This window comes from Kosakonia sp. YIM B13571 (assembly GCF_042788095.1).
In the GTDB taxonomy this organism is placed as follows: Bacteria; Pseudomonadota; Gammaproteobacteria; order Enterobacterales; family Enterobacteriaceae; genus Kosakonia; species Kosakonia quasisacchari.
In genome coordinates this window covers 717,991-730,299 of record NZ_JBHZPL010000001.1, presented here as the reverse complement: position 1 = coordinate 730,299, position 12,309 = coordinate 717,991, and the positions used below count along the sequence as shown (strand labels likewise).

General features: G+C 48.5%; 16 protein-coding genes and 2 pseudogenes. 11 read left to right on the top strand and 7 right to left on the bottom strand.

The window, feature by feature from the left end:
* Positions 1–50: 50 nt before the first annotated feature.
* A pseudogene (locus tag ACFX4O_RS03525) lies at positions 51–530 on the bottom strand (DUF2303 family protein); the annotation flags it as partial.
* Here ACFX4O_RS03525 and ACFX4O_RS03520 point away from each other — a divergent pair.
* From ACFX4O_RS03520 to ACFX4O_RS03505, 4 genes are read left to right on the top strand one after another with little or no spacing between them, the layout of a single operon-like run.
* On the top strand, positions 460–852 hold the full coding sequence (locus ACFX4O_RS03520) for a phage holin family protein (RefSeq protein WP_380207307.1): 393 nt from the start codon (positions 460–462) through the stop codon (positions 850–852). The pseudogene ACFX4O_RS03525 and the gene ACFX4O_RS03520 sit on opposite strands and share 71 nt — an antisense overlap.
* Positions 839–1,123, top strand: a complete 285-nt coding sequence (locus tag ACFX4O_RS03515; protein ID WP_380207305.1) for a phage holin family protein — start codon at positions 839–841, stop codon at positions 1,121–1,123. The genes ACFX4O_RS03520 and ACFX4O_RS03515 overlap by 14 nt, the downstream gene beginning before the upstream one ends.
* The gene (locus tag ACFX4O_RS03510) at positions 1,120–1,563 is read left to right on the top strand and encodes a lysozyme (protein ID WP_380207630.1); all 444 of its coding nucleotides are present in this window, start codon (positions 1,120–1,122) and stop codon (positions 1,561–1,563) included. The genes ACFX4O_RS03515 and ACFX4O_RS03510 overlap by 4 nt, the downstream gene beginning before the upstream one ends.
* The gene (locus tag ACFX4O_RS03505) at positions 1,560–2,030 is read left to right on the top strand and encodes a lysis protein (protein WP_380207303.1); all 471 of its coding nucleotides are present in this window, start codon (positions 1,560–1,562) and stop codon (positions 2,028–2,030) included. The genes ACFX4O_RS03510 and ACFX4O_RS03505 overlap by 4 nt, the downstream gene beginning before the upstream one ends.
* Before the next feature lie 21 nt (positions 2,031–2,051).
* Here ACFX4O_RS03505 and ACFX4O_RS03500 read toward each other — a convergent pair whose 3' ends face one another.
* On the bottom strand, positions 2,052–2,276 hold the full coding sequence (locus tag ACFX4O_RS03500; protein WP_380207301.1) for a KTSC domain-containing protein: 225 nt from the start codon (positions 2,274–2,276) through the stop codon (positions 2,052–2,054).
* A gap of 370 nt (positions 2,277–2,646) precedes the next feature.
* Between ACFX4O_RS03500 and ACFX4O_RS03495 the strand changes: the two genes are divergently transcribed.
* Together ACFX4O_RS03495 and ACFX4O_RS03490 are read left to right on the top strand one after the other, a co-directional pair.
* Positions 2,647–2,949 carry a hypothetical protein gene (locus ACFX4O_RS03495; protein WP_380207299.1) on the top strand — a complete coding sequence of 101 codons (303 nt, stop codon included), beginning with the start codon at positions 2,647–2,649 and terminating at the stop codon, positions 2,947–2,949.
* A 49-nt stretch (positions 2,950–2,998) separates the two neighbouring features.
* The gene (locus tag ACFX4O_RS03490) at positions 2,999–3,268 is read left to right on the top strand and encodes a hypothetical protein (protein ID WP_380207297.1); all 270 of its coding nucleotides are present in this window, start codon (positions 2,999–3,001) and stop codon (positions 3,266–3,268) included.
* Between the two features lie 189 nt (positions 3,269–3,457).
* Here the strand turns inward: ACFX4O_RS03490 and ACFX4O_RS03485 are convergent.
* The 3 genes and pseudogenes from ACFX4O_RS03485 to iraP all read right to left on the bottom strand — a co-directional run.
* Positions 3,458–4,546 (bottom strand): annotated as a pseudogene (locus ACFX4O_RS03485) (IS3 family transposase); the annotation flags it as partial.
* 421 nt (positions 4,547–4,967) lie between these two features.
* Positions 4,968–5,198 (bottom strand): hypothetical protein, encoded by a 231-nt coding sequence (locus tag ACFX4O_RS03480; protein ID WP_380207295.1) that lies wholly within the window; start codon positions 5,196–5,198, stop codon positions 4,968–4,970.
* A 476-nt stretch (positions 5,199–5,674) separates the two neighbouring features.
* On the bottom strand, positions 5,675–6,001 hold the full coding sequence (gene iraP, locus ACFX4O_RS03475; RefSeq protein WP_131406109.1) for an anti-adapter protein IraP: 327 nt from the start codon (positions 5,999–6,001) through the stop codon (positions 5,675–5,677).
* A gap of 272 nt (positions 6,002–6,273) precedes the next feature.
* Here iraP and ACFX4O_RS03470 point away from each other — a divergent pair, with 272 nt between their 5' ends.
* Positions 6,274–6,465, top strand: a complete 192-nt coding sequence (locus ACFX4O_RS03470) for a hypothetical protein (RefSeq protein ID WP_380221739.1) — start codon at positions 6,274–6,276, stop codon at positions 6,463–6,465.
* An 81-nt stretch (positions 6,466–6,546) separates the two neighbouring features.
* Here ACFX4O_RS03470 and ACFX4O_RS03465 read toward each other — a convergent pair whose 3' ends face one another.
* Together ACFX4O_RS03465 and ACFX4O_RS03460 are read right to left on the bottom strand one after the other, a co-directional pair.
* On the bottom strand, positions 6,547–6,717 hold the full coding sequence (locus ACFX4O_RS03465) for a YnfU family zinc-binding protein (protein WP_235855184.1): 171 nt from the start codon (positions 6,715–6,717) through the stop codon (positions 6,547–6,549).
* 283 nt (positions 6,718–7,000) lie between these two features.
* A complete protein-coding gene (locus ACFX4O_RS03460) occupies positions 7,001–7,468 on the bottom strand; it encodes an Hsp20 family protein (RefSeq protein WP_131406110.1) in 468 nt (155 codons plus the stop codon).
* Positions 7,469–8,419: 951 nt separating this feature from the next.
* On the opposite strand from ACFX4O_RS03460, the gene ACFX4O_RS03455 reads away from it, so the two are divergent.
* From ACFX4O_RS03455 to meaB, 4 genes are all read left to right on the top strand, one after another.
* Positions 8,420–8,644: a hypothetical protein gene (locus ACFX4O_RS03455; protein ID WP_131406111.1), complete on the top strand. Its 225-nt coding sequence runs from the start codon at positions 8,420–8,422 to the stop codon at positions 8,642–8,644.
* A gap of 153 nt (positions 8,645–8,797) precedes the next feature.
* Positions 8,798–9,001 (top strand): hypothetical protein, encoded by a 204-nt coding sequence (locus tag ACFX4O_RS03450; RefSeq protein ID WP_131406112.1) that lies wholly within the window; start codon positions 8,798–8,800, stop codon positions 8,999–9,001.
* A gap of 169 nt (positions 9,002–9,170) precedes the next feature.
* Positions 9,171–11,315 (top strand): methylmalonyl-CoA mutase, encoded by a 2,145-nt coding sequence (gene scpA, locus ACFX4O_RS03445; protein WP_380207289.1) that lies wholly within the window; start codon positions 9,171–9,173, stop codon positions 11,313–11,315.
* Complete coding sequence (meaB, locus tag ACFX4O_RS03440) at positions 11,308–12,306, top strand: methylmalonyl Co-A mutase-associated GTPase MeaB (RefSeq protein ID WP_380207287.1); 999 nt, start codon at positions 11,308–11,310, stop codon at positions 12,304–12,306. The genes scpA and meaB overlap by 8 nt, the downstream gene beginning before the upstream one ends.
* The last annotated feature ends 3 nt before the right edge of the window (positions 12,307–12,309 follow it).

The window sequence follows — 12,309 nt, the reverse complement described above, 5'->3', positions numbered from 1 at the left end:
GATTTCGCTTCCAGAAATGCCCCGCACCGGGGGCATTTGTAGCAGAGAAATTAAGCGCTGAAGGTACCGATAAAAGTTTCCACGCTGCTGCCTTTGAATTTTTCGACCAGCAGATCACGAAACTCGGCGGCCATCTCTTCTTCGTAGCTTTCCAGTTGCATGATACGCAGAACCAGCACCGGATTGTCGCTGGCCAGAATGCTCATGCGAAGCTTGATGCGGTATTCGCCAAGCCCTTCATAAGGAATGCATTTAAATTCGAACGCCGCCGGCATAATGTCTTTGCTTTTGGCTTCAACACTTTCCATCACAGAACGTTTGCCGCTGAAGTCCTGATCTTCATATTCAGCGCTGCGGATCGCATCGATTGTAATTTTGCGAACAGCCGCCGCCGTGCGCTTGGCTTCGATAACCTGCCAGTCGGCATCGAACCCGATGACATAATCAGACCAGTCCTCAATGGGGAGCAGATCATCCGAACCTGTTTCCGGTTCCGCTGCGGCGGCAAGCGCTTTAACCGGTGTCAGTTTGTATGGCTTGTTAACCGGCACAGATTACGGTGTCGTGTTCGGTGCGTTCGCTGGTGCCGTGTTCTATGTCGCCACGGCTGCCGATCTGACGATTCTCCGCCGTTCGGCCTACTTCATCGTTTCTTACTTCGCTGGCGTGTACGGCTCCGGGCTGGTGGGTTCAATGCTGGCGAGCATCACCCATTACAGTGATAAACCGCTTGATGCGCTCGGCGCGGTTTTGCTTTCCGCGCTGGCGATTAAGACGCTCACCTTCTTCAGCGAGCAGGATCCCATGTCGCTGCTGCAAAGGTGGCGAGGAGGGACAAATGGTAACAAGTGATCCGCTGGTGCTGACCAACGTTGTGACCAGTACCGCTATCGTTCTGCGCCTGATGATGTTTCGTAAGCCGGGCGGGCGACACAACTGGTGGGCGTCATGGCTGGCTTATCTGATCATCCTGGCTTATGCCTCGGTGCCATTCCGTTTCATGTTCAACTTCTATTTCCATGCCCACTGGGCAACCGTGCTGATGAATCTCATCATCTGCGCTGCTGTATTCGCGGCGCGCGGTAACGTAGCCCGGATTTTTCACGTACTGAGGCCTGAATAATGCAGATTAGCGATAAGGGCATCGCGCTCATCAAACAGTTTGAAGGTCTGCGGCTGACGGCATATCAGGACAGCGTGGACGTATGGACGATCGGCTATGGCTGGACGCAGCCGGTGGAAGGGAAAGCTATCCGCGCCGGAATGACCATCAAAGAAGAAACGGCAGAACGCCTGTTGCGTACAGGGCTGGTGAGCTTTGAGAGCGATGTTTCGAAACTGGTGAAAGCGAAACTGACGCAGGGCCAGTTTGATGCGCTGGTTTCTTTCGCCTACAACCTCGGCGCCCGTGCGCTTTCCACATCATCGCTGCTGAAAAAGCTAAATGCAGGCGATTACCGCGGCGCTGCCGATGAGTTCCTGCGCTGGAACAAAGCTGGCGGGCAGATGCTGGCTTGTCTTACCCGACGCCGTGAGGCAGAGCATGCTCTGTTCCTGTCGTGATTGAGGCATTGTTAAAGCGCTACTGGTTTCAGTTGTCAGTTATCGCACTCATAGCGGTGCTTGGACTGCTGGTAAATCACTACCGCGGCAACGCTATCACCTATAAAGAGCAGCGCGATAAAGCCACCAGCGATTTGAAACTGGCAAAAGATACCATCACCGATATGCAAACCCGCCAGCGCGACGTTGCTGAACTGGATGCCAAGTACACCGGAGAACTGGCACATGCACAGGCCACTATTGATCAGCTTGAACGTGATGTTGCTGCTGGCAAGCGTAGGCTGCAACTCAACGCCACCTGCAGTAAGGGCAACGCCACCAGCGCCCCCGGCCTGGATGATGCAGCCAGCCCCCGACTTACTGACGCCGCTGAGCGGGATTATTGGCGTCTCAAAGAGCGAATCGAAATCAGCGGGAAAATGATTGCAGGGTTGCAAGAGTACATAAACACGCAGTACCTCAGATAAAAAAGCGAGGGCTAGCCTCGCTTAGATTACTGACCCAACTTTGCGGTAAGGGTAGCCAGCTTTTTTGATGTGGTCATCAAAATACTGGCCTTTTGACGGCGCATTCATCAGTGCCGTGTATACGGTAGGTGGAACCCGAGAGTATTGATAAATGCCACTGCTGTGGAATGCAATTTCCAGAGTTGAAGTGGCTTGGTCATAACCAACTGATTGGAGATTTGAAGATGAAACAGGTTGACGAATCAAAGCAGTTTCCTCGTTTGAATGGGAGAAGTCCCGAGGAAATCGTAGAACTATTCAAAACTTATAACTTTGATCGATGATCATGGTCACCGACTGGATACGTGTCAGCACTTCACAGATTTAGTAGCTCTGGCCAGCAAGGTACAAATCTGACGGCATTACAGCAGGAATTCACTGAGTGCCTGTGATAATGCAAATCGTATATTAATAATTATATTGTATGTAAGAACGCAATAAATTCACCTCAATTATTTAAATGAAAAAATCAGAAAATTAATCATTTACCTTTGATGATATTTGAGGAATTTATTCCGCAAAATTGGCATTCTTGGATTGGGCATAAGTAATGCCCGATAACTTAGAGGATTTTTTCATGATATATGACCAAGTGAGACGCTTGTTCTTGGATTGCACCCAAAGCACAAGATTAGTGCGGTATGACGTGATTACCAAAAGGAATGGTGATTGTGTCGTTAAAGTAACAGATGTTCAGAATAAAGGCGCTGGGAATCCACAAATTCTTGTCGAAATTGACGAATTCGATGTTACACAAAATCAATATAATCAGGATTATGGATTGCATTCTCCTCAAACTAAAGTCCATATGGCAGGCAAACCAAATTTTGAACAATATGTTGACCAAATCCTTCAAGATCACCGTGGAAAATTGGGGTAAGGAATTGTAAACGCCAATAACTACAGTCCCAGTATTTTCCGGGGTTTTAATGTCACAGAAAGAAGAAAATCAATGTGTAGATCTTATGGAACAAGAATATAAAAATTTCATCATAATCACTGATATAAAACAAAAATCCGCAACTACTTGGATCGTTACAGTCAGTTTTAAGAAAAAAAACTATGAAGATGAATTTTCAGCGAACATCATTCCCTCAATCATAGAAGAGTTCACGCTGCATGAAGGGGCTCTTAATGCTGGCATATACATGCAGCAAAAAGCCCAAGATAAAGTGGACGCTTATTTGTCGAATATCTAAACCAGCAGAACGTCCAGACATTTTTTAGCCACCTACGCAGTGGCTTTTTTATTGCGCTTCGCATGCGCTAAACAATCGAGAGTCTTTCAGTCATGAGCTTGGGGAAAGCTGTTTTCTCGGGCGGCAGCCCCATGCGACAGGCTCACATCTAAAAGGATATTCAATGCCACTGTAAGCGCACCTGTTTTAGTTCCACGCAATTTTTGAGATGTCCGGGTTTTCAGCCATCAGCCGGTACTCTTCCGGCGTGGGGGCGCTCGCCGTTATATTCAGCCAGCCAGCGCTCTGTAATTTCCCGTGCTTCATTCAGCGTCCTGAACAGATAAAAATCCAGAATTTCTGTCCGGTATGTCCGGTTGAACCGTTCGATAAAGGCATTCTGCGTTGGCTTGCCGGGCCTGATAAATTCCAGCATCACACCATGCTCTTCTGCCCACTGTGCCAGCGTCAGCGAGATCAGCTCCGGACCGTTATCCATCCGCATCTTCAGCGGATATCCGCGGTTTGCCACGATCCTGTCCAGCACTCTCACAACCCGCAGCGCCGGGATATTCAGGTCAATTTCGATCGCCAGCGCTTCCCGGTTAAAATCATCAACTACGTTGAAGGTCCGGAAGCGTCTGCCGCACACCAGCGCATTGTGCATAAAATCGATGGACCAGCTCTGGTTCATCGCCTCTGGCGTCGCCAGCGGAGCCGGATTACGCACCGGCAGGTGCTGTTTTCCTTTACGGCGAAAATTGAGTTTCAGCAGGCAGTAAATACGGTGAACTCTTTTATGGTTCCAGCTATTGCACTGCCTGCGAAGTACCTGAAAAAGCTTTTTAAATCCGTATCGCGGATAGCGTTCAGCCGCCACGGTCAGCGCCATAATCACCGGTTCATCACGTTGCGTATCCGGCTGGTAAAGAAATACCGTCCTGCTCAGCGACAATGTCCTGCAGGCCTGGCGTAAGCTCATGGCAAACTGCGCGGTCAGATAGCTGACCAGCTCACGTTTTATCGCTGGTTTTAAAGCTTTTTTTCAATAACGTCTTTCAGTGCGCGACACTCGAGACTCAGGTCCGCAAACATCTGTTTCAGCCGGCGGTTTTCATCCTCCAGGTCTTTCATCTTTTTGATATCAGAGGCTTCCATACCGCCAAACTTCGCTTTCCAGTTATAGTACGAGGCCTCAGAGATCCCGGCCTCGCGGCAGACATCCTTAACGGTGCGTCCGGCTTCGACGGACTTCAGAACGGCGATGATCTGGTGTTCGGTGAATCGGGCTTTGCGCATGGCGATCTCCTCCAGGAACATAGTCAGTATGCCGGAAGATCTCTGAAAGTGAATGGTCCGGTTTACCGGGATACTTACAAGCATATCAACGCACCATTTCGATACTTTCCAGCCCCCCCATTTCCTGAAGAGCAGATAGCTGAACGTCGGGCTGTATTAACCCGCTAGCTCATGTTTTTTAGGTTCATGGAATGGGAAATTATCAATGTCCGCTCGCTGGCATTCAGACTTCCGTGCGCGGCCATCACTGACGCTCATTTTCCTGACTGTAGGGTGACTGAATCATCATGACTTTTCCTGCCTTAGAGGGGGCGAACACCCCTTTATGTCCATAGCAAGCACCACAACACTGCAAAGGAAAAAGCGGAGAAGAAATGATTGATATTTCCCCTCCACCTCAGGATCACGCTTGGGAGGGAGGTTAAATCTTTACTCCTATAATTCTCGAGGCAATGGCTTTCGCCGCTTCAAGCTTTGCTTTCCCTGCTTCAGAATGCGTGCCAGATTCAAATGCTTTGAAGTTACGCTCAATGTTCTCTACGGCTTTCTCTATGAACACTTGCGGCAATTCTGAGCAAATGGACTGAAAAATGATTTCATACGCTAAAGCACGACACTGCAGGTCATTAATCGCGTCTTCTACTGGCTTCATAACCTCTCCTTAAGAAATACTGTGGCGCTCACTGACAAACAAGAAATGTTTTGTCGCGATTACCGATACGAATATTTAATATCGTTCAGTTAGGCAAATAAAACCAGTGGAGCCACAACCAAACCGGATCGGGATAACATCGGGACCGGGTCGGAGTGATGTGTGGCGTTAAGATCGCATCATCAACATGTAAGATGCCTCCAGCGCAGCGGGAGTGTTTCACTCTCACGAGGGCGGCTCGAAACAACTGCGTGAGTGGCATCGATTCTGACAGACAAAGAAAACACTGACCGCCGTTGGGGATAGGCCGGTTTGATGCATTGTGGCGAAAGCTTCGGTGATCGGATTGTGACTGGCCCCCATAGAGCATTTGGTGTTTACGACAAACAGTATGGGTAAAGAAAGGGGGACTGTGGAGCAAAAATGGAAGGCCGGATGCTTATCTTCCCAGCCTTATAATTAATAAAATCATTGCGTTAAATTTTATCTGACGCGCCCTTTAACGCTTCTATATCAATTTCAGCATCGTTTGTTTCAAGCAGCTGAGTTAATTGAATAAGATTGTTAAATTCATTCATAAGTAATTCTGCGTCTGATTTCAGCGGAATATCAGCCGCATCAAGCGCTGCGTTAATCGCTTTTTTTACATTATCGAGCATTTCATTCACGCCACCGTTTTTGCCAAGTGTCAGCAGTAATGCCCCGATTAGTAAAGATTGAGCTTCCACTTTGGCTGCAAGTAGCTTGGCTTCCGCATCCATTTTCGAGATTTTTGCAATTACACCGAGTATCAAGTTTTTCATAAGTGCCCCTGTTATTTTCCGCATCACCCCTGAATATATTATGGTCGAGATTTCTATAATGAAGGGTGAAATAGTTTTTGTTGTCGCTATATATTCTTCCGGCCTGAAGCAGGCCAGAAATTTTGTCTAATGCATTGATACTCATAGAGTTATTCATAATAGGATACAGGGTGCCAACGGGAACCGCCGCCGCGTGCCAACTACGGATGTGGCTCATCACCACTGCGGGCAGCAACATTGAGAGCTCATGCGACACACCTTGAAGTATGAAAATGGTGCTGACTGATGAGCTTTTGGGTGTGATCCACACCGTTGATGAGAGCAATGACTGGGCAATTCATGCAGTGCTCGGATCGTTTGGCGTTCTGCGGATTGACCCATGCAATCTCTTTTTGCATGCCGAGTTGCGGTTATTTCTGAACAATTATGCTGGCGTGATTCAGGTCGAAAGCGAGTACGAATGACCGTGGCTTTTCATTGTCAGACCTCGCCCAATTCGATAACCGGCCCTGATATTTCGACCGGTTTCTCGACATAGCCCGGTTTTAAGCGAAAGCGGCTTTGTCCTGATTGAAGATTTTACTGCAGTGTGGGCACATTAATGTTGCGCCTTTCTGGACTCTGATGAAGCTGTGTTCTGACTGCTGTGAGCAGTGAGGGCAGGTGCATTTGGTGAGGTAGTTGCGATTGTTTTTTGAGTCTTTGCGTTGTGGCATAGAGTATTATCCTGATAAATGGCCTGCCACCATACACTATCCCTACGCATATTGCCCGTAATCCTTTTCGACTGCGTCAGAAACGTGTGGTTTTTCATTATGTCGTTCGATGATGGAATCGTCACAGTAAAGAATGACAAACTCGATGTCCGCTTGGCTACATATGTCTGGCGTCGGGGAAAACATCTCTTTGTGTTTATACGCACTGACAAAGAGACGTACCCGGAGCACGGTAAGAAAAAGGCCCGCATGTGCGGGCCCCAGGGGAAAAAAAGAAAAGCGATTAAGCCTGATGTTCAATGGCTTTTTGTGTATTTTCAATGGCAATCTTACGCGGTTTTTCGCTCTCGGGAATTTCCTGATAAATGGACACTTGCAATATCCCATTTTCAAGTTTTGCATTGCTCACTTTCGTATGTTCCGGAAGCGAGAAGCTCAGACGGAAATCCGCACGGCGAATACCTTTGTATATCCAGCCCTGCTCGTCATGAGATTCATTTTCCGCGCGTTTACCTGATACATTTAGCACCCCGCCAACGGTCTCGATTTCGAGCTCGTCTTCTTTCCAGCCGGGGACACTTACGTGTAACAGATAATTGCTTGTATCGACTTTTTTCAGGTCATAAGCAGGTAATGATGCAACCGGCGAGTCGCCAGTTAACTGGCTGAACAGCCGGTCAATACGATTAAAACGGTCAGCAAAAACAGAGTCAGTGAAACCGGGAAGTGCTGACAAGGTTTTGAGTGCCATAACTTAACCTCCTGAATAATCAATTCAAAAGCTCAACTTAAAGGCAAGCTTTGCTTGTCCGCCTATATAAATAATTCCTTCACCGTATTTTTCAAGGCCGCACATAAAAAAAATTTTGCCTGCATCGAACCGACCGGCGAACTGCGTGGTTGAGAGCATCTAAAATGGCCGTTGGTGTGTAGAAAATAAGATGAAAGGGGAAAAAGCCGTTAATGCAAACGTACGCTCGCCGCTCAGTTTTTTACGTGGGCCGCAGCATGAGTGGTTCGGGAGGATGTAATTATCTGCTATTTCATCTCAGGGGAAAGGGGGAATTAACGTCGATAAGAAAAGACCCTCAGGAATAGGAAATCCGGGCTGCTCCTGAGGGATGCAAATGCATATTCGTTACGTTTATTAGTTTGCTAATTATTACTTTGCTGACAATGAGATTATTCTCATTTGTAATCGATTTCTGATAGGCATTGACTCTCTATGTAATTGGTTTAATTAATGCTTTTTGAACTGGCAGAGCTACGGAAAGTAACTATAGTTAACGCGCTATCATCGTTAACCCTATTTTCCCTGGTGATGTTTTTCTACCGCTCTGTCCGAGCGGTTTTTTTTGCCCGGATTTAGCTAACGCTCAGCATGATAAACATTTCTTTTCAAACGGTATGAAGAGCAAATGAATAACCGGACAAAAACACCGGCGTTGCAATCGCATTTTTTATCTTCACGTTTTCATATCTTCAATGCTGCCACTCGGCAGGTATTTTTTTACTAAGCTCACCGAACATCGTATCTCCCGCCTGATAATTCCTTTTATCGTTGGCGCTTTGCACCCCGCAGTCTATTTCATTGCTCGCCATAACTTCGTTTTCCGAGTCTGCTCGCAACGCGTTTACGTTTTCATCCTCTCGCTCAACTGTGTATGCTTGGCCTTTGCTGGTAAACGCGAAGGAGAAGGTAATGTTAGAAGGGTATTTTGATCTTGATGGGGCAACAGGGGATGCGGCGGTAGAAAACAGAAAGCGCTTATTAGCTGTACAGGCAGCGCTGGAAATTTCAAAGGCGGCAGTTTCTGCAACCACGGCCAATTCAGGCATTCGTAGCCAGATGGACTTGCGTAACGTCTCGCAAGAAGTTGCCACCCTCGCCGATGCGATTCAGGATGCGTTAGAATCTGACCTGTAATCACACCGCCTGAGGGCGGTTTTTTTGTTTCCTCTATCTCTCATTTCCCATGACTGATTACAACTGCCGGGACAGGTTTGAATATCCCTGACACTTACTGACGCTTTTTCTCTCAGTATGTTGCCTGTTAACTCTCTTTTGGAAGGTATAGGCATGATGGGAAAAAAGTTAAGCGTAGCCTGGTTTTTTCTGTTTTTAACGTTCGCCTCTACTGCCAGTTCGGCGGCACCCTCTTTCCCACAACTTTCCGGGCAAAATCACTATATACGACACGTCACTGGAGAAGGGGACATTGCAGAAAATCCTGATGAGCATATACAGGAAACGATTGAGCGGTTCTTTTCCCATAAATATTAAATAATCGATGTGCCCGTTCTATTAATTGGTACGTTAAAAGAAATAATCAGAATATAACCTGCGGCAAAAAATGAATTGCCGCAGGTCTTTTTTTGCTGGCGACAATGTTGATAGCGGAAATTACTATTTCTGCCCAGTGAGTTATTGATTTTGAATAACGGAGATGTCTATGGCTACAATGACTGACTGGCAAAAAATCGCTAATAAAGAACTCAGCCGTAAGGGGAAAACCGTTGAATCACTGGTCAAACTGACGCCAGAGGGCATTGCGATTAAGCCTTTATATACTCCTGACGATCTGAACGCGCTGGAAATCACTGGTACGCTACCGGGTCTTCCGCCTTATACTCGCGGACCGCGCGCCACAATGTATACCGCCCAACCGTGGACGATACGCCAGTACGCCGGGTTTTCAACTGCCAGGGAGTCGAATGCGTTTTACCGGCGTAATCTCGCCGCCGGACAGAAAGGGCTTTCCGTTGCGTTTGACCTGCCAACCCATCGGGGATATGACTCGGATAACCCGCGCGTAGCGGGCGATGTAGGGAAAGCGGGGGTCGCTATCGATACCGTGGAAGATATGAAAATACTCTTCGACAATATTCCTCTGGATAAAATGTCGGTATCGATGACGATGAATGGTGCTGTTTTACCTATCATGGCATTTTATATTGTTGCAGCGGAAGAGCAGGGCGTTTCTCCTGAGAAATTAGCAGGTACTATTCAGAATGATATTTTAAAAGAGTATCTCTGCCGCAATACTTATATTTACCCGCCAAAACCATCGATGCGGATTATTGCCGATATTATTGCCTGGTGCTCTGCCAATATGCCGCAATTTAATACTATTAGCATCAGTGGTTACCATATGGGAGAAGCGGGCGCTAACTGTATTCAACAAGTCGCGTTTACCCTCGCGGACGGCATTGAATATATTAAAGCAGCGCTTTCCGCTGGCTTGAAAATTGATGACTTCGCGCCGCGCCTCTCTTTCTTCTTCGGTATTGGCATGGATCTATTTATGAATGTCGCCATGCTGCGCGCGGCTCGCTATTTATGGAGCGAAGCCGTTAGTGGGTTTGGCGCAACCAATCCGAAATCGCTGGCGCTCCGCACGCATTGCCAGACATCAGGCTGGAGTCTGACGGAACAGGATCCCTACAACAATATTGTTCGCACCACTATTGAAGCGCTGGCAGCCACGCTTGGCGGTACCCAGTCTCTACATACCAATGCGTTTGATGAAGCGCTGGGGCTACCGACGGATTTTTCGGCGCGTATTGCGCGTAACACGCAAATTATCTTGCAGGAAGAGGCAGAGATTTGCCGTACCGTCGATCCGCTCGGAGGTTCCTATTATGTCGAATCTCTGACGGATCAAATCATAAAAGAGGCGCGGGCAATTATCCGCCAGATCGATGATGTCGGAGGGATGGCGAAGGCTATCGAATCTGGGCTGCCAAAACGCATGATTGAGGAGGCATCCGCCCGGGAGCAATCGCTTATCGACCAGGGGAAACGCACTATTGTAGGTGTAAATAAATACAAGCTCGATAAAGAAGCGGTTACGCCGGTACTGGAAATCGACAATGTGAAGGTGCGTAACGAACAAATCGCTGCTCTTGAGCAGATCCGCACCACGCGTGATTCCTCTGCCGTTTGCGATGCGCTGTCCGCGCTTACCCATGCCGCTCAGCACAATGAAAACCTGCTTGCTGCGGCGATTCATGCCGCACGATTGCGCGCGACACTTGGCGAGATTTCCAGTGCGCTGGAGGCAGCGTTTGACCGTTACCTCGTTCCCAGTCAATGCGTTACGGGGGTGATCACGCAAAGCTATCAGCAGGACAGCGAAGCAGCGGCTGAATTCGACGCCATCATTACGCAAACTCAACATTTTCTTGCCGGGCAGGGTCGTCGTCCGCGCATTTTGATTGCGAAAATGGGGCAGGATGGGCACGACCGGGGGGCAAAAGTCATTGCCAGCGCATATTCCGATGTGGGTTTTGATGTCGATCTCAGCCCTATGTTCTCCACACCGCAAGAGATTGCCCGCCTGGCGATAGAAAATGATGTACATGTAGTTGGCGCATCGTCGCTGGCGGCGGGTCATAAGACGCTGATTCCTGAATTGATTAACGAACTAAGAAAATATGGTCGTGAGGATATTTGCGTGATTGCTGGTGGCGTGATCCCGCCACAGGATTATGACTTCCTGCGTGAACGCGGTGTGGCAGCGATTTATGGCCCTGGTACACCGATGCTTGAAAGTGTGCGCGATGTGCTGATGCGGATTAGCCAGCGCCATGATTAATGAACAAAACCTTGATGAATCAATCCGTCGCTTGCGGGCGGGGGATCGTGTCGCGCTCGCTCAGGCCATGACGCTGGTGGAAAGTCAGCTTTCACGACATCAAATGTTGAGCCAACAATTGCTGGACACGATTATGCCCGCGACGGGAAGGGCAATGCGCATTGGCATCACCGGTACACCGGGTGCCGGGAAAAGTACATTTCTCAACACCTTCGGCATGCTACTCGTTAGCCTGGGAAAACGAGTAGCGGTTATAGCGGTCGATCCCAGCAGCCCTCTCAGCGGCGGCAGTTTGCTGGGTGATAAAACCCGCATGACAGAACTGGCGAGGACCGATGCGGCGTTTATTCGACCGGTGCCTTCCGGCGGCGCTACGGGGGGAATCAGCCCGCACGCCGGTGAGTTGATACTGCTGTGCGAAGCCGCCAATTACGATGTGGTGATCGTGGAAACGGTCGGTGTTGGCCAGTCTGAAACGGAGGTCGCAGGCATTGTCGATTGCTTCGTTTCGCTGCAAATCGGCGGGGGTGGCGATGAGTTGCAAGGCATCAAAAAAGGCATCATGGAAATGGCCGATATCATTGTTATCAACAAAGATGATGGCGACAACCGCGCGGCAGTTGCCATCGCCCGGCAAATGTACGACAGCGCGCTTGCTATCGTTCGTCACAAATATCCGCAGTGGCGACCAGCGGTGTTGAGCTGTAGTGCACTGGAAAAGCGTGGCATAGAGGATGTCTGGCAGGCAATTGTTCATTTTTACGATGTGATGGTAAAAAGTGGTCGTCTTCAGTTATTGCGCCAGCAGCAGACGGTGACATGGCTACGAAAACAGGTTGAAGAAGAAGCGATGCGCCAGCTTTATGCTCACCGCGCTTTCCGTGAAGATTTCAACCAAACGCTTGATGAGGTGAAAAATCATCAACAAGCGCCGCGCACAGGCTTACAGCACATCCGTGAATACCTTCAGCATCACTATTTTGCACAGTAAAAA